The 15,221-nt window shown below is 54.6% G+C and carries 16 protein-coding genes and 1 tRNA gene; 6 read left to right on the forward strand and 11 right to left on the reverse strand.

All coding sequences use genetic code 11. The features are described 5' to 3' along the window. The first annotated feature begins 98 nt into the window (after positions 1-98). From rplI to ACN0RL_RS19035, 4 genes are all read left to right on the forward strand, one after another. Complete coding sequence (gene rplI, locus ACN0RL_RS19020; RefSeq protein WP_417519690.1) at positions 99-545, forward strand: 50S ribosomal protein L9; 447 nt, start codon at positions 99-101, stop codon at positions 543-545. Between the two features lie 229 nt (positions 546-774). Beyond that, on the forward strand, positions 775-2,181 hold the full coding sequence (gene dnaB / locus ACN0RL_RS19025) for a replicative DNA helicase (protein ID WP_417519692.1): 1,407 nt from the start codon (positions 775-777) through the stop codon (positions 2,179-2,181). Further along, positions 2,181-3,257 (forward strand): alanine racemase, encoded by a 1,077-nt coding sequence (gene alr, locus ACN0RL_RS19030; protein ID WP_417519694.1) that lies wholly within the window; start codon positions 2,181-2,183, stop codon positions 3,255-3,257. The genes dnaB and alr overlap by 1 nt, the downstream gene beginning before the upstream one ends. Before the next feature lie 74 nt (positions 3,258-3,331). Further along, on the forward strand, positions 3,332-4,210 hold the full coding sequence (locus tag ACN0RL_RS19035; RefSeq protein WP_417519696.1) for a sugar nucleotide-binding protein: 879 nt from the start codon (positions 3,332-3,334) through the stop codon (positions 4,208-4,210). Between the two features lie 26 nt (positions 4,211-4,236). Here the strand turns inward: ACN0RL_RS19035 and fnr are convergent, their stop codons facing one another. The 3 genes from fnr to ylqF all read right to left on the reverse strand — a co-directional run bounded on the left by fnr (position 4,237) and on the right by ylqF (position 7,296). Continuing rightward, positions 4,237-4,992 carry a fumarate/nitrate reduction transcriptional regulator Fnr gene (fnr, locus tag ACN0RL_RS19040; RefSeq protein WP_417519698.1) on the reverse strand — a complete coding sequence of 252 codons (756 nt, stop codon included), beginning with the start codon at positions 4,990-4,992 and terminating at the stop codon, positions 4,237-4,239. Between the two features lie 143 nt (positions 4,993-5,135). After that, complete coding sequence (gene fabB / locus ACN0RL_RS19045; RefSeq protein ID WP_417519700.1) at positions 5,136-6,350, reverse strand: beta-ketoacyl-ACP synthase I; 1,215 nt, start codon at positions 6,348-6,350, stop codon at positions 5,136-5,138. A 10-nt stretch (positions 6,351-6,360) separates the two neighbouring features. Further along, entirely contained in the window at positions 6,361-7,296 is a 936-nt protein-coding gene (ylqF, locus tag ACN0RL_RS19050; RefSeq protein ID WP_417519702.1) for a ribosome biogenesis GTPase YlqF, read from the reverse strand. Positions 7,297-7,521: 225 nt separating this feature from the next. Between ylqF and ACN0RL_RS19055 the strand changes: the two genes are divergently transcribed. Next, the gene (locus ACN0RL_RS19055) at positions 7,522-7,968 is read left to right on the forward strand and encodes a Spy/CpxP family protein refolding chaperone (RefSeq protein WP_417519704.1); all 447 of its coding nucleotides are present in this window, start codon (positions 7,522-7,524) and stop codon (positions 7,966-7,968) included. A 79-nt stretch (positions 7,969-8,047) separates the two neighbouring features. On the opposite strand, the gene lipA is transcribed toward ACN0RL_RS19055, so the two are convergent. The 4 genes from lipA to ACN0RL_RS19075 form a co-directional block, all read right to left on the reverse strand. Further along, the gene (gene lipA, locus ACN0RL_RS19060; protein ID WP_417519706.1) at positions 8,048-9,088 is read right to left on the reverse strand and encodes a lipoyl synthase; all 1,041 of its coding nucleotides are present in this window, start codon (positions 9,086-9,088) and stop codon (positions 8,048-8,050) included. Between the two features lie 168 nt (positions 9,089-9,256). Continuing rightward, positions 9,257-10,534 (reverse strand): O-acetylhomoserine aminocarboxypropyltransferase/cysteine synthase family protein, encoded by a 1,278-nt coding sequence (locus ACN0RL_RS19065; protein ID WP_417519708.1) that lies wholly within the window; start codon positions 10,532-10,534, stop codon positions 9,257-9,259. A 194-nt stretch (positions 10,535-10,728) separates the two neighbouring features. After that, positions 10,729-11,166: a PACE efflux transporter gene (locus ACN0RL_RS19070; protein ID WP_417519710.1), complete on the reverse strand. Its 438-nt coding sequence runs from the start codon at positions 11,164-11,166 to the stop codon at positions 10,729-10,731. 91 nt (positions 11,167-11,257) lie between these two features. Then, positions 11,258-11,334, reverse strand: a tRNA-Met gene (locus ACN0RL_RS19075). A 171-nt stretch (positions 11,335-11,505) separates the two neighbouring features. Here ACN0RL_RS19075 and ACN0RL_RS19080 point away from each other — a divergent pair. Next, on the forward strand, positions 11,506-12,138 hold the full coding sequence (locus ACN0RL_RS19080) for a LysE family translocator (RefSeq protein ID WP_417519712.1): 633 nt from the start codon (positions 11,506-11,508) through the stop codon (positions 12,136-12,138). 4 nt (positions 12,139-12,142) lie between these two features. Here ACN0RL_RS19080 and ACN0RL_RS19085 read toward each other — a convergent pair whose 3' ends face one another. From ACN0RL_RS19085 to ACN0RL_RS19100, 4 genes are all read right to left on the reverse strand, one after another. Beyond that, positions 12,143-12,649 carry a shikimate kinase gene (locus ACN0RL_RS19085; RefSeq protein ID WP_417519714.1) on the reverse strand — a complete coding sequence of 169 codons (507 nt, stop codon included), beginning with the start codon at positions 12,647-12,649 and terminating at the stop codon, positions 12,143-12,145. A gap of 8 nt (positions 12,650-12,657) precedes the next feature. After that, positions 12,658-13,749, reverse strand: coding sequence for a redox-regulated ATPase YchF (ychF, locus tag ACN0RL_RS19090; RefSeq protein WP_417519716.1), 1,092 nt, complete (start codon positions 13,747-13,749; stop codon positions 12,658-12,660). Positions 13,750-13,863: 114 nt separating this feature from the next. Next, positions 13,864-14,457 carry an aminoacyl-tRNA hydrolase gene (pth, locus tag ACN0RL_RS19095; protein WP_417519718.1) on the reverse strand — a complete coding sequence of 198 codons (594 nt, stop codon included), beginning with the start codon at positions 14,455-14,457 and terminating at the stop codon, positions 13,864-13,866. Between the two features lie 21 nt (positions 14,458-14,478). Further along, a complete protein-coding gene (locus ACN0RL_RS19100; RefSeq protein ID WP_417519720.1) occupies positions 14,479-15,126 on the reverse strand; it encodes a 50S ribosomal protein L25/general stress protein Ctc in 648 nt (215 codons plus the stop codon). Between the last annotated feature and the right edge of the window lie 95 nt (positions 15,127-15,221).

Here is a 15,221-nt window from a genome sequence, read left to right on the forward strand (position 1 = left end):
CTGTTAGTGGTTCTGGCTTTTGTGGATAGCTGGCTGGATATCCGGGGGCGAATAAAGCCTGCCGGGCCGGCTGAATAAAGCACGAAGAGGTTAACGAGATGGAAGTTATTCTGCTCGAGAAAGTTGCAAACCTTGGCTCCCTGGGCGACAAGGTAAAAGTTAAGTCCGGTTACGGCCGTAATTACCTGCTTCCGTATGGCAAGGCTGCGCCTGCCACTGAAGCAAACCTGAAGGCGTTCGAAGAGCGTCGCGCTGAGCTTGAGAAAGCCGCAGCCGACAAGCTGGCAACGGCTCAGGCTCGCGCTGAGGCTCTGGAAGGTGCATCCTTCACAGTTACCTCCAAAGCGGGTGATGAAGGCAAGCTGTTCGGCTCCATTGGTGTTCGCGATATTGCAGACGTAATCACTGCTGCGGGTACCGACGTTGAGAAGAGCGAAGTTCGTCTGCCGGAAGGCCCTCTGCGGGCTACCGGTGAATATGAAATCGAGCTTCACTTGCACTCAGACGTTGAAGTAATCGTTAAGCTGGCGGTTGTTGCCGAGTAATCTGCTTTCTTTGAAAGCAGAGCCGGGCTTGCCCCGGTCTCTGTAATACGCTGGTGGCGGGCAGTGAGCTCTCGGAGTTCATTGACCGCCAAGCCAACAGGCCCGAACCGTTTAATACGGCTTTCGGGCCTGTTGCTTTCTGGTATGCTGTCATCAACAAACCCCCTCTCATTGCTGCGACTTTCTGCTTACACTGTCGCGGTTATGACGTTCAACTGAAGATGTGTTCATGGCAAAGCCTATCCTGAAGCCCGCAAGTACTGATCCCGAAACCAGCCGAATCAAGGTTCCTCCTCATTCCGTTGAAGCGGAACAGGCTGTGCTGGGTGGCTTGATGCTGGACAACCGGCGATTTGATGAAATTACCGAGATAATCTCCGCGGCCGATTTTTATCGCCAGGACCATCGATTGATTTTTGGCGCGGTTGAGCGCCTGGCCAGTGAGAATGAGCCACTTGATGTTGTTACTCTGGCTGAGTTTCTGGAGCGTGCCGGAGATATCGAAGACGCCGGTGGCTTGTCTTATCTGGCTGAAATGGCAGAGAAAACTCCTGGAGCGGCCAATATCCGGGCTTATGCCGAGATCGTTCGCGAGCGTTCTATTCTGCGGCAGCTTGTAGAAGTCTCGGGCAAGATTTCAGATTCAGCGTTCAACCCCTTGGGGCGAAACAGTAACGAAATTCTCGACGAAGCTGAGCGCAACGTATTCCAGATTGCCGAATCCAGAGTTAAAGAAGGTTCCGGCCCCCAATCCATCAATCCTATTCTGACCAAAACCCTGAGTCGCATAGAAGAGCTGTTCGAGTCTGGTGAGCAAACGACAGGTCTGACTACAGGGTTCAGAGATCTGGATGATCAGACCTCGGGCATGCAGCCGGCAGACCTCATCATCGTGGCAGGCAGGCCCTCAATGGGTAAAACCACCTTTGCCATGAACATTGTCGAGAACGCGCTCATAAGCACAGGTACGCCGGTTCTGGTGTTCAGTATGGAAATGCCGGCGGATGCGCTGGCCATGCGTATGCTTTCATCTCTTGGGCGGATTGATCAGAGTAAAGTTCGTGGCGGTAAGCTGGAAGAAGACGACTGGCCCAGGCTGACTTCCGCCGTCAGTCTGCTTAAAGACAAGCCTCTTTATATAGACGACACGCCAGGCCTTAGCCCCACCGAACTGCGATCCCGCGCCCGCCGGATTGCCCGTGAGAACGGCGGTAAAATCGGCCTGATTATGGTGGACTACCTGCAGTTGATGCGGGTTCCGGGTAATACGGAAGGCCGAACGGCCGAAATCTCTGAAATCTCCCGGTCTTTGAAGGGCATTGCCAAAGAGTTGAGCTGTCCTGTGGTTGCTCTTTCGCAGCTTAACCGGAGCCTCGAGCAACGCCCGAACAAACGACCGATCAACTCTGATTTGCGTGAGTCTGGTGCGATCGAGCAGGACGCTGACGTCATCATGTTTGTTTATCGTGATGAGGTGTATAACGAAGATACGCAAGACAAAGGCATTGCCGAAATCATCATTGGCAAGCAGCGTAACGGTCCTATAGGTACGATTCGCCTGGCTTTTATCGGGAAATACACCAAATTTGAAGATCTCGCCCATGGTGATTATGGCGATTACAGTGGTGAATACTGATGCCGCGCAGCACAGCCGCATATATTGATCTGGATGCCCTCCGGCGGAATTACCGCACCGCGACCGAGATTGCGGGAAATGCGAGGGCGATGGCTGTTGTAAAGGCTGATGGTTATGGCCATGGCATTGCCCGGGTGGCATCCGCCCTGGCGGATGTTGCGCCCAAGTATGCGGTGGCCTGCATTGAAGAGGCGGAGGCAATTCGAGCCGCAGGTATTGCCCAGCCAATCGTGCTCCTTCAGGGTGTGCATGCCCCTGAGGATCTGGCCGATTGCGAACATGGCAACTTTGAGCCGGTGCTGCACAGCGAGCATCAGCTGGAATGGCTGGAGCAGAGCGGCCGCATGCCCTGGTTCTGGCTGAAGATCAATACCGGAATGAACCGTCTGGGCTTTCGGCCAGAGGAGTTACATGCCGTGATGGCGCGGATGGAAAAGTGCGCCGCTGGCAGCCGGCTCCTCGGGTTTGTCAGCCACTTTGCCTGCGCTGACGATACCAACAGCTCGATGACGGCAACCCAGACGGCTGTCTTTGAAGCAGCAGTATCGACCTGGCCGGCCTTGATGAAGAGCGTGGGCAATTCCGCAGCTCACTTTATTTCTGGTCAGCCGCTTTTCGACTGGAGCCGCCCGGGAATCATGCTTTACGGTGGCTCACCGGTTGTGGGCAAGACTGGCCCGGAGCTGGGGCTTGAGCCTGTTATGAGCCTGGAAGCGCCACTCATCACAACAAGGGTTGTCAGAGCAGGTGAATCCGTAGGTTATGGTGGTGCCTGGGTCGCCGAGCGCGATACCCGCATGGGTATGGTGGCTATCGGCTATGCAGATGGCTATCCCCGCCACGCCGGCACCGACACACCTGCGGCAGTAGGTGGTCGCCGAATCCGGCTGATCGGTCGGGTGTCGATGGACATGCTGGCGGTAGATCTTGATAACGCGCCGGAGGCCGTTGAGGGCGATGCTGTTGAGCTTTGGGGTCGCACAGTCGGAGTGGACGAAGTTGCCAGCTGTGCAGGAACCATCTCCTATGAGTTGCTGACGGGCATAACCAACCGCGTTCCGCGTAAGTATCGTTAGTGTTCGGGAAGTCATTGCCCTTATCGGGTCTCGAGTTACGTCATATCAGTAATATCCGGAGGCATTGAACTCTAGTGCATGTACTTGTTGTTCACGATTACAGCCCCTTGGGGAAAATTCTGCTTGAGCGGCTTCGGGAGACATCCCTGCATGTCAGTCCTTTGCTGGTCAGTGACCCTGCAAGCGCAAATCTCAGTGCGCTGGAAAGCTGGATCCCGGAAGACACTGATCTGATCGTCAATGCGCTATGGTTGGCAGACCCTGAGGCCGCAGAGCAAGATCCTGAGGGCACGAAAAAAGCCGTATTTTCCTTGCCACTGGCCATCGCTGAGTATGCCCGTGATCGGGGTATGGCGCTGTTCCAGCTATCCACGTGCTATGTGTTTGATGGCCGAAAACAGAGTGGCTATATCGCTTCCAACCCCGGTCAGCCAGTCAATGAGCTGGGAAACTGGCAGTGGGAATGTGAACAGGCATTGCGCACACTCTTGCCCCGGCACATCATTTTACGCACAGGCTGGAGCCTCAGCCGTTTTATTCGTAAGGTTCAGGCGAGCACTGCCTCCGATGAGGCTTTGTGGTTGCCTGGCCGGTGTGTGGGGCAGCCGGTTTCTATAAGAGATCTTGCGCGGGTAATAACTGCCGTTATACAGCAACTGGATTGCGGTGCCGATGTATGGGGGACATTCCAGTATGCTGGTGCGGAAGTCATCAGCCTGTATGAGCTGGGTCTGGCGATTGCCGGTTTGCCTGGTATTCCGGAGGGGCTTCATGTGGTGGATGACATGCCCGCGTGGGGAACAATGGAGCCGCCAAATACCACGCTGATCTGTACAAAAATCCGCAATACTTTTGGTATCAAGCAGTTTCCCTGGCGCTCAGGGCTGGTTGATGAGCTGGCATTGCTGAGGCGCGATGCGCAGCACAGGAAAGACCGGGCGCCGGCAGAATAACGCCGGTTGTTCCCGGTTATATCAGCCTATTGCTGGCAGCCCTGTCGGGAGAACTCACGGGTGACCATCTGCAGTGCTTCAATATCAAGCAATTCCACTTCACGTCCTCGCGCGCGGATGATGCCCTGATTCTGGAAGCGGGTGAAAACGCGGCTCACCGTTTCCACGGCAAGTCCCAAGAAATTGGCAATGTCATTTCTCGCCATTGGCAAGCTGAAGTTAGTTCCCGACATGCGCCTGCGCTGGAACCGGCTGGAAAGAGAAAGAAGCAGAGAGGCAATACGTTCCTCGGCTGTATTTTTGCTTAACAGCATTGCGAGCTGGTGACTGTTCTGGATTTCATGGCTCATCAGGCGGTACATATGGTGCTGCAGTTCCGGCAGTCTGCCGGTGAGCTCTTCCAGCTTGTCTATCGGGAACTCGCATACGCTGGTTCGCTCCAGAGCCTTGGCAGTACAGGCATAGGATTCACCACTCATGCTGTCCAGGCCGACGAGCTCGCCGGGCATGAAGAAGCCTGTAACCTGTTCCTCGCCGCCTTCGGTAATAATCGATGTTTTGATTGAACCGCTCTTCACAGCAAAGCAAGAACGGAAGGGCGTGCTCTGGTCAAAGATGTGTTCACCGCGGTTATATATGCGCCCCTGCTGAACGATGTCCTCCAGGCTGTCCAGATCATTATCCTGAACGGCAAGCGGCAAGCACAGGTTGCTCAGGCTGCACTGATGACAGGACGCTTTTAGCGGAGAGGGAGCTTGGCGGAATCGTATTGCTTGGGTCATCGCTGAGAGCCGTCCAAATTGATTCAAGTCAAATTACTACTTTAATACGCGGAAGCCCGTTTGCCAATGACCAAACTTAAGGACATGTGCATATATCAGAAACAAAAGGCGGAGTCTGGTGTCAGGCTCCGCCTCGACAGCTGTCAGGCAGGCAGTCTCTCAAACACCAGAGAGGCGTTTGTTCCCCCAAAGCCAAAGCTGTTGGACATGACTGTATCAAGCGTTGCTTCGCGGCCCTCAGGCCCTATCAGAGGCATATTGCCGATGGCCTCGTCTACCGAGGCCAGATTAGCGGTGCCTGAAATAAAACCGTGCTGCAGCATCAGTAGGGAATAAATGGCCTCATGAACGCCTGCAGCGCCCAGTGAGTGCCCGGAGAGAGACTTGGTGGATGAGATGGCGGGAATGTCTGAGCTGAAAGTGTTCTTCACTGCGCCCATCTCCGCTGCGTCGCCGACAGGGGTGCTGGTTCCATGGGCATTGATGTAATCAACCTTGCCGCGGATGGTAGCCATTGCCTGTTTCATGCAGCGCTGGGCACCTTCACCTGAGGGGGCTACCATATCGTAGCCATCCGAGGTGGCACCGTAACCGGTAAGTTCTGCAATAATGTTGGCGCCGCGCTTTCGTGCGTGTTCAAGCTCCTCCAGCACCACCATACCGCCGCCGCCGGCGATGACAAAACCATCTCGCCCCGAATCGAACGGGCGGGACGCGGTTTCCGGCGCGTCATTATATTTTGTCGAGAGCGCGCCCATGGCATCAAACATCATGGTGAGGCTCCAGTCTTCCTCCTCACCCCCACCCGCGAATACAACATCCTGCTTGCCGTTCTGGATCTGCTCCATGGCATGGCCTATGCAATGCGCACTGGTGGCACAGGCTGAGGACATAGAGTAGTTCACACCGCGAATTTTATAAGCGGTGGCGAGGCAGGCAGAAACCGTGCTGGTCATGATGCGTGGCACCATATAAGGCCCGATGCGCTTTACGCCTTTCGCTCGCATTATATCGGTTGCTTCAACCTGGCTCGAACAGGAGGAACCACCGGAACCAGCAATCAGCCCGGTGCGATCGTTGGAAATCTGGTCTTCGCTCAGGCCTGCCTGGGCAATAGCCTGCTCCATGGCGAGATAGCTGTACATGGCAGAGGGGCCCATGAAACGCCGCACTTTGCGATCAATAACGGTGGTATCGACAGTCGGAGAGCCGGAAACCTGGCTGCGAAACCCCATCTCTTTGTACGTTTCATTGAAGCGGATGCCTGAGGTTCCGTTCCTGAGGCTTGCGTGAACCTCATCAAGAGAGTTTCCGAGGCAGGAAACAATGCCCATGCCGGTGACGACAACTCGTCTCATAATGTTCTCCTTAGGGGCGGCGGCCAGAACGGGATGCTTTGGAAGCGGCCTTCTTTTCTTTAAGTCTAGACTCTTTTTCAGCTTCGGCGGCTGCAGTTTCCTGTATTTCCCGCTCCACCATTGCGGGTGTCTCCAGAGAAATCCGCCCCAGAGTACCCGCGCGAAATTCATTGATCAGTACTTCAGAGACTTTATTCAGATCGGGTACGCCGCCCCGGCCGAGGAACCTGCGCCTGGCTGCAATTCCGTCCATTACGCCCAGACCGTCCGCCGGCAGTTCATCAAAACCGTAACGGGTTTTGATTAGTTCCGGATAGGCCTCGCGCAGGTATTCGGCTTCAAAATGAGCAATATCTTCGAAATCCAGCACCGAACTTCGAATGGCACCGGTAATCGCCAGCCGATAACCGCATGCTTCAGGCGAGAGCTTCGGCCACAGAAATCCCGGAGTATCGTAAAGAAGAATGTTGTCGGGCAGCTTTATGGTTTGCTGCGCTTTTGTCACAGCCGGTTCATTGCCGGTCTTTGCAGCCGGCCGACCGGCCAGAGTATTGATCAGGGTGGATTTGCCGACGTTAGGTATGCCCAGAATCATTACCCGAAGAGCGCTCTTCTGCCGATCATGGTCTGGCGTCATCTCAGCGGCCAGCCTGAGAATATCCAGCGCCTCACTGCGTTGGTTGTGAGTGAGGGTGATGGTTCTCACACCGCGTTCTCTTTCCAGCCACGTTTGCCACTGTGCGGTGATTTCCGGATCGGCCAGGTCGCGTTTGTTCAGGACTCTGATAAGGGGCGTTTCCCCACGAAGGGACGGCACCAGCGGGTTTTCGCTGCTGAAGGGGATGCGGGCATCCAGTACCTCAATGATGAGATCCATCTGAGGCATGATCTTTTTGATCTCCTTGCGGGCTTTATGCATGTGCCCCGGAAACCAGTTAATGGCCATTTTTATGCTCCAGCGTTGGTGAACCGCGCCATTATGAAGGGGAATGACCAAACTTTCACATTTGTTTCGATTCGCTCATGTAGCGGGGTTTGGGCGGGCCTGGTGCACAATGTGTATAAAAACAGGGGGTACCGGGGTGAAAATCGGTGCCGGGATGTTTTAGGGTGTCACCTCAGGTATCTATTGAGATCACATCGCACAATCAATTTGTTAATGGAGATTTTCATGAAGCTCGCAAAACTGTTTGGCACTGCTCTTGTTGCAATCAGCCTGTCCGCACCGGCATTGGCTCAGCAGGCAGCAGGTGGCCAGCCGGATCAGGTTGCCCAGCTGGCACAGATGGTTGGGCTTTCGGAGGATCAGCAGAAAGAAATTCGCGGCATTCTTGATGAAATGCAGGGCGAAATTGGCACACTGCGCGAAGAGGCCCGTGCTTTGCAGGAGCAGATGCAGAGTGAAATAAAAGCGGATTACGATGAAGGCGCCATTCGCGAACACGGTGAAGATCTGGGTGACGTAACGGGTGAAATCGCTGCGCTTTCAACACTGATGCAGGCCAGGGTAGACAGCGTGTTCACTCAGGAGCAGCGCGACGAGCTGGACAGAAAAATGCAGCAGATGCGTCAGCAGATGCAGCAACAGCGCCAGATGATGCAGCAACAGGGTCAATAATGGCCCAGTGGGTCTGACTGAAGCCGCCTCACGTAACTTCGTGGGGCGGCTGGTTTGTAGAGGTCGGCTGGTTGCCTGATCAGTCCAGGGCTTTTACCGGAATCTGCATGGCGTCAGAACCGGGTACTTTGGGTACCGCAAGCCCCAGATTGTTCTTGTCGAATACCTTGTCTGCCCGGTAGCTGGAACGCACCATCGGGCCGGACGGCACTTCCATAAAGCCTTTTTCAAGGCCGATCTCGCGATACCTGTTGAAGTCTTCCGGTGTTACATATTTCTCTACCGGCAGGTGATTCGGTGTCGGGCGCAAATACTGGCCAAGCGTCAGAATGTCCACTCCGATTGCGCGGAGGTCGTCCATTGTGGCGAGAATTTCCTCTTCGGTCTCGCCCAGGCCCAGCATCAGGCTGGTTTTGGTAAGCACATCGGGGCGATATTGTTTGGCATGAGCCAGTACGCTGAGGGTCTTCTCATAGCCTGCACGTGGGTCGCGAACACGGCGTGTCAGCCGTTCTACGGTTTCAACGTTCTGCGCAAACACCTCAAGGCCGGAATCCAGTACTTTCTCTACATCACTCATGACCGCATCGAAGTCTGGCGTCAGCGCCTCTACAGCGACTTCAGGTGTGCGTTGTTTAATAGCTGAAACGCAGGCGGCATAGTGGGCGGCACCGCCATCATCCAGGTCATCCCGGTCTACCGACGTAAGCACAATGTAGCGCAGCCCCATGAGCTCGACAGACTTGGCTGTGTTTTCCGGTTCGTCTTTATCCAGCCATCCGTTGGGATTGCCGGTATCAACCGCACAGAAACGACAGGCGCGGGTGCACACCGAGCCCATCACCATGATGGTCGCAGTGCCGGCCGTCCAGCATTCGCCTATGTTTGGGCAATGAGATTCCTGGCATACGGTGCTCACCCGGTGCTCTGTAACGTTTTTGCGCACGGCTTCATAGCGTTCGCCGCCTGGCATGCGCGCTCTCAGCCAGTTAGGCTTACGCTCAACTTTTACGGGCTCCTGATGCGACGATCGCTTTACGCCATCCTTGATAGCCGAAAAGCCATGCTCATTGCGGAATTTGGAACCACTGGTGACGCGGGGCTTTGCGCTTTCGCTCATTGCAACCGGACTCTCATCAAGACTATAGGGAACCTTAGAGAATAATCGGGCGGCGGAGCAGTTACAAGGCGGGTAAGGGCAATCACGGGGTGTGGAAGGGGTTACCGGGTGCGACATTCGTCGTACCCGGTTGAGAGCTCCCGGACGAGAGCTCCTGGTTGAGCGCAATCAGGCCTGGGCTTTTTCCAGCGCCTGAGTAATGTCAGCGAGAATGTCGTCTACGTGCTCAATGCCGATAGACAGGCGCACCAGATCTTCACTTACACCAGCGTTTTCGAGTTCTTCCGCGTTTAGCTGGCGGTGAGTCGTGGTTGCCGGGTGGCAGGCGAGTGATTTGGCATCACCAATGTTCACCAGGCGGAAGATCAGGTCCAGCGCATCGATAAATCTGGCGCCGGCTTCACGCCCGCCCTTGATGCCGAAACTTACGATGCCAGATGCTTTACCACCGCAGATTTTATCGCAAGTAGCTTTATATGGGCTGTTGGCCAGCGCTGCGTAGTTCACCCATGCCACTGCCGGGTGATTCTGCAGGAAGTTGGCAACTTTTTCGGCGTTCTCGCAATGGCGCTCCATGCGTAGCCCCAGAGTTTCCAGGCCCTGCATGATCAGGAACGAGTTGAACGGTGAGAGAGCAGAGCCGGTGTTGCGCAGCGGTACAACGCGGCAGCGGCCGATAAAAGCAGCGGCGCCGAGGGCTTCGGTATAAACAACGCCGTGATAGGACGGGTCTGGCTCGTTCATCATCGGGAACTTCGCGCCGTTGGCTTTCCAGTCAAACTTGCCCGAATCCACAACGATGCCGGCTACCGTGGTGCCATGGCCACCAATGTATTTGGTAAGAGAATGAATCACGATATCGGCACCGTGCTCAAACGGGCGGCAGAGATAGGGCGTTGCAACCGTGTTGTCCACGATCAGCGGAATGCCATGCTTGTGAGCAACATCGGCCCAGCGGGCAATATCGACAACGTTGCCAGCAGGGTTGCCGATAGACTCGCAGAACAGTGCGCGGGTCTGGTCATCGATAGCTTTGTCGATCGCGTCAAAATCGTCGTGGCGAACCATGCGGCACTCAATACCCTGGTTGGGCAGCGAGTGGGCGAACAGGTTGTAAGTTCCACCGTAGAGCTGGCTGGTGCTCACAATGTTATTGCCAACGCGGCAGATAGTTTGCAGGGCATAGGTAATGGCAGACATGCCGGAAGCAACGGCGAGCGAACCCACACCGCCTTCAAGTGCGGTCATACGCTCTTCAAGTACCGAGTTGGTCGGGTTCATGATCCGGGTGTAAATGTTGCCTGCGACCTTCAGGTTAAACAGATCGGCACCATGCTGAGTGTCGTCAAACGTGTAGGACGTGGTCTGATAAATCGGTGTGGTAGCTGCCTTGGTAGTCGGGTCGCCTTTGAAGCCGGCGTGGAGGGCAAGCGTCTCGAATTTCATGTTAACTTCCTTGCGAATGGATAGTCGTTGTTATCAGGTTCGGGCGTCAGTATGCCATATAGATTTAACGGGGTTTATAACGGTATGCAATCGAGACATACCGGAAAGTCATATGCATTTGATGAAGGAAGGTGCTGTCGGAAAGCTTTTCGGAACAGATAGCGTTATTCGCGGGCTTTGGATGCTGGAGATTGTTAATCAGTTGACGGTGATTTAGCAGTGTCCGGATCCGGGAAAACCGTGTCATAACACCAGGTGAACACGAAGGCATACACAAGATAAAACAGCGCAAATGAAACATCGACCAACAGCGCTTCGAGCAACCCGATGCCCATCCACCAGGCAATAATCGGCAGGAAAGCAATTAACAGCCCCAGCTCGAAGCTGAACGCGTGCAGAACGCGAACCTTGATGGACTTGCGTGTTGAGCCCGTCAACCGTTTAAGCGTGTGGTCGAAGCCCAGGTTGAAGACGTAGTTCCAAACCGTTGCCAGAGTAGCGCCAATCAGCCCAAGCACGCCGGTTTTTTCAAGTGAGTAGCCGAAGGCGAAGGCTGCAAGGGGAACAGAAATCAGCAGCCCGATCACTTCAAAAGAAACCGCTTGCCGGATTCTGTCGCCGGTGGATCTCATGAGGACTCTCCGAGAGGGCAGGGCGTTGCGCGTTTTCAACGCCCGGAAATAAAAAAAGGCCGCGATGTGAATCGCGACCTTTTTCAAATACTGGTAGCAAGGGGCGGAGTTGAACCGCCGACCCCAGCATTATGAGTGCTGTGCTCTAACCAACTGAGCTACCTTGCCACTTCGCTTCACCAAAGGAAGCGGCGCATATATTATGTATGGAGGGCTTGGGTGTCAAGCGCTGGCAGGGAAATCTGATCATTGAAGTGTCTTTCAGGTGGCCGAAGTTTCTGGACCACGTTTTCAGAAGGGTTCAGCATTACATGAACTACTCACGCCCGAGGCAAAATCATGCCAGTTGAATCTCTCATTACGTTCGCGATCGCATCGGCAATTTTGGGCATTGCGCCTGGTCCGGATAATATTTTCGTCCTTGCTCAATCGGCGCTATACGGCAAGAAATCCGGTTTTCTGGTTACGCTCGGGCTTTGCACTGGCCTGATTGTTCATACCACCGCAGTCGCTTTCGGTGTGGCTGCAATTTTCCAGACTTCAGCCGTTGCGTTTACCCTTCTGAAGATGGCGGGCGCAATATACTTGCTGTTTCTGGCCTGGCAGGCGTTTCGTGCATCGGCGGATCGCTTTGAGGGGGCTGGCTTGAATCTGCGTTCAAGCGGGGCCCTGTATCGTCGTGGCATTTTCATGAATATTACCAACCCGAAGGTTTCGATTTTCTTCCTGGCCTTTCTGCCGCAATTCGCATCGCCCGCGCACGGCCAGGTCGCTGCGCAGATCTTCCTTCTGGGTGGCCTGTTCATGGTCATTTCACTGGTGATTTTCAGCGCGGTGGCGGTATTGGCGGGGCAGTTGGGTGGTTGGTTGAACAGCTCACCAAAAGCTCAGGTGTATCTGAATCGAATTGCGGGTGCTGTTTTTGCGAGTCTGGCGCTTAAATTGGCTACGGCCAGTGCGAATGTGAAGTAAGCGGTCAGCAAGCCGTCCTGAGGATCTCTTGACACACTTGGTCCTGGGTTTTGTGTTCGCCGTTAATAACCAGGTCTGCGTAGCGTGTATAGAGCGCGCGCCGCTCGGAAAACAGTTCTTCCATTGTCTGGTCCGGGCGTTTTGAAATACCTCTCAGGCTGAAGTCACCAATGCGTTGGCAAACCGTTGCAAGAGATATGTCCAGAAACACAATCACACTGTTGCGCTTGAGGTGCTGCATCGCACGCGCACTGTAAACTGCACTGCCACCGGTTGCGATAACGTGGCCGGCAACATCCAGGTTGCACAGCACTTGTTCCTCAACGCGGCGCAGAGCTTCGTAGCCAGCATTATCAACAATGCTCTGTAAGCTTTCGCCGGCCTGTGACTGAATCAACAGATCCGTATCGACAAAAGCCAGCGCGGCGGCCTTGGCCAGCACAACGCCCACAGTGCTTTTGCCTGAACCGGGCATGCCAATCAATACAATGTTTTCAAGCGCAGAGGGCATGGTGTGCGTTAAACGTTAAACCGGAAGTGGATAACGTCGCCATCTTTAACGATGTATTCCTTGCCTTCCAGGCGCCATTTTCCGGCTTCTTTGGATCCGGCTTCACCGTTATATTTCACGAAATCGTCATAACTGATAATTTCCGCGCGTATGAAGCCCCGCTCGAAGTCAGTGTGGATAACGGCGGCGGCCTGAGGTGCAGTAGCGCCGATCTTTACGGTCCAGGCCCGCACTTCTTTTACTCCGGCGGTGAAATAGGTCTGCAGGCCCAGCAAGCTATAGCCGGCGCGGATAACGCGATCAAGCCCTGGCTCATCCATGCCCATTTCACTCAGGAACATGCTTTTTTCATCGTCTTCCAGTTCTGAAATTTCGGACTCGATTTTGTTGCAGATGGGAACGACAACCGCGTTCTCGCTTGCAGCAATCTCACGTACGGTATCCAGATATGGGTTGTTTTCGAAGCCGTCTTCGCTGACGTTGGCGATGTACATGGTTGGCTTGATTGTCAGCAGGCAAAGTTCGCGGATCAGAAGAATCTCATCTTTGTCCAGGCCCATGCCGCGAACGGGTTTGCCTTCGTTCAGCACGGGCAACAAACGTTCGAAGATTTCGATCTGGGCTTTGGCCTCTTTGTCGCCGCCTTTGGCTATTCGCTGAACGCGCTTGATGGCTTTTTCAACGGTATCCATGTCGGCCAGTGCAAGCTCGGTATTAATGATTTCAATATCGGCCGCCGGATCTATCTTGTTGGCAACGTGAATGACGTTCGGATCGTCAAAACAGCGTACTACGTGAGCGATCGCCTCGGTCTGGCGAATGTTGGCAAGAAACTGGTTACCCAGGCCTTCACCCTTGGAAGCTCCGGCGACAAGGCCGGCGATGTCTACAAATTCCATGGTCGTAGGCACAGTGCGCTGAGGTTTTACGATTTCCGCCAGTTTATCAAGCCGGGGGTCCGGCATGGCGACCACACCTGCGTTCGGCTCGATGGTGCAGAACGGGAAATTTTCCGCGCCAATGCCTGCTTTGGTCAGTGCGTTGAACAGGGTGGATTTGCCGACGTTGGGAAGGCCGACGATGCCGCAGTTAAAACCCATGGAATGCCTCTGCTGGTACGGGGAAATTTGGCCGGATTATACCGGTGTCCGGCAGCGGGTGCGAGTATGGGATATCAGGGGTGGCGGAATAGCCGGGAGTTTAGTTGTGCAGATTCAGACGACGGTCGGTTTAAAGCTGTGTAAACGGTTCATAGCGGCCGCCAGGTTACCAGTAGCAGCATCGGGCAGAACCCGCATGGTTTCATCGAATACTGCGTTCAGATCTTCGGTTTCCCGTTTGCCAAGACGGCCCAGCACATAGCCGGTAACCTTACGGCTGTCGCCGGGGTGGCCGATACCAATACGCAATCGCTGGAATTCGTTGGTGCCAAGGTGTGCAATGGTGTCTCGCAGGCCATTATGTCCGCCATGCCCTCCGCCTTTTTTGAGTTTGGCGGTGCCGGGTGGCAGGTCGAGCTCGTCGTGAGCGATCAGTATCTGGCCGGGGAGAATCTTGAAAAAGTCCGCGAGGGCTTTTACAGAGAGGCCGCTGCGGTTCATAAAAGTAGCGGGATTCAGCAGGTGAAGCTCAAGGCCATGCCACTGAATTCGGGCGTAGTGCCCGTGATATTTCTTTTCGGGGCGGAGCGACTGACCCGCATCGCGGGCCAGTGCTTCGACAAAGAGGGCGCCGGCATTATGGCGGGTATTCTCGTAGTCCGGACCGGGGTTACCCAGCCCAACCACCATGACAATATCCTGTGCCATCTGCCAACGCCTCCGGAGTAATTACTCCTTCTCTTCGCCTTCTTCGCCTTCTGCTGCTTCGTCTTCTGCATCGTCAGACTTGACGCCTTTCGGCTTGCTGACAGACACAACAGCCTGATCGTGTTCTGCATCGTGCTGCAGAGCTGGAATACGAACGCCCTCTGGCAGTTTCAGGTCACTCAAGTGCACGACCTGATCCATCTCGATCTCAGACATATCGATTTCGATGAACTCAGGCAGGTTCTGCGGCAGACAAGCTACCTCAACTTCGGTCATCAGGCGGAAAGCAACGCCGCCGTATGTTTTGATCGCCGGAGCTGTCTCTTCGTTCACCAGGTGCAGTGGAACGTGAACATGGATTTCCTGATCTTTCTCAACGCGCTGGAAATCGGCGTGGGTCAACAGCAGCTTGTACGGGTGACGCTGAAGATCCTTCATGATCACGCTTTCTTTCTTACCATTCAGTTCGATGGTCAGAATGTGCGAGAAGAAAGCTTCGTTTTCCAGAGCTTTTTTCAGCTCGTTGTGCCAGATGGAAATCGGAGTGGCTTCTTTGCCGGCACCATAAATGATGGCCGGAATTTTACGTTCTTCGCGACGCAGGCGGCGGCTCGCACCTCTACCCTTGTCGTCACGAGGAAATGCTTCAATAACAAAGTCCTGAGACATGGTTTGTACCTCAATCGTCACCTGAACTGCCCGCGACCAGGCGTTGGGACAGGTGATGTTTTCGAAAAGCCGGATTTTTCCGGCTGACTAAAAGA

The sequence above is a fragment of the Marinobacter sp. genome (assembly GCF_048259445.1).
In the GTDB taxonomy this organism is placed as follows: Bacteria; Pseudomonadota; Gammaproteobacteria; order Pseudomonadales; family Oleiphilaceae; genus Marinobacter.

Excerpts from the sequence above, each read along its gene's own strand:
- rplI (WP_417519690.1), top strand. The coding sequence starts at position 99 with ATGGAAGTTATTCTGCTCGAGAAAGTTGCAAACCTTGGCTCCCTGGGC.
- dnaB (WP_417519692.1), top strand. The coding sequence starts at position 775 with ATGGCAAAGCCTATCCTGAAGCCCGCAAGTACTGATCCCGAAACCAGC.
- alr (WP_417519694.1), top strand. The coding sequence starts at position 2,181 with ATGCCGCGCAGCACAGCCGCATATATTGATCTGGATGCCCTCCGGCGG.
- fnr (WP_417519698.1), bottom strand. The coding sequence starts at position 4,992 with ATGACCCAAGCAATACGATTCCGCCAAGCTCCCTCTCCGCTAAAAGCG.
- fabB (WP_417519700.1), bottom strand. The coding sequence starts at position 6,350 with ATGAGACGAGTTGTCGTCACCGGCATGGGCATTGTTTCCTGCCTCGGA.
- ylqF (WP_417519702.1), bottom strand. The coding sequence starts at position 7,296 with ATGGCCATTAACTGGTTTCCGGGGCACATGCATAAAGCCCGCAAGGAG.
- ACN0RL_RS19055 (WP_417519704.1), top strand. The coding sequence starts at position 7,522 with ATGAAGCTCGCAAAACTGTTTGGCACTGCTCTTGTTGCAATCAGCCTG.
- lipA (WP_417519706.1), bottom strand. The coding sequence starts at position 9,088 with ATGAGCGAAAGCGCAAAGCCCCGCGTCACCAGTGGTTCCAAATTCCGC.
- ACN0RL_RS19065 (WP_417519708.1), bottom strand. The coding sequence starts at position 10,534 with ATGAAATTCGAGACGCTTGCCCTCCACGCCGGCTTCAAAGGCGACCCG.
- ACN0RL_RS19070 (WP_417519710.1), bottom strand. The coding sequence starts at position 11,166 with ATGAGATCCACCGGCGACAGAATCCGGCAAGCGGTTTCTTTTGAAGTG.
- ACN0RL_RS19080 (WP_417519712.1), top strand. The coding sequence starts at position 11,506 with ATGCCAGTTGAATCTCTCATTACGTTCGCGATCGCATCGGCAATTTTG.
- ACN0RL_RS19085 (WP_417519714.1), bottom strand. The coding sequence starts at position 12,649 with ATGCCCTCTGCGCTTGAAAACATTGTATTGATTGGCATGCCCGGTTCA.
- ychF (WP_417519716.1), bottom strand. The coding sequence starts at position 13,749 with ATGGGTTTTAACTGCGGCATCGTCGGCCTTCCCAACGTCGGCAAATCC.
- pth (WP_417519718.1), bottom strand. The coding sequence starts at position 14,457 with ATGGCACAGGATATTGTCATGGTGGTTGGGCTGGGTAACCCCGGTCCG.
- ACN0RL_RS19100 (WP_417519720.1), bottom strand. The coding sequence starts at position 15,126 with ATGTCTCAGGACTTTGTTATTGAAGCATTTCCTCGTGACGACAAGGGT.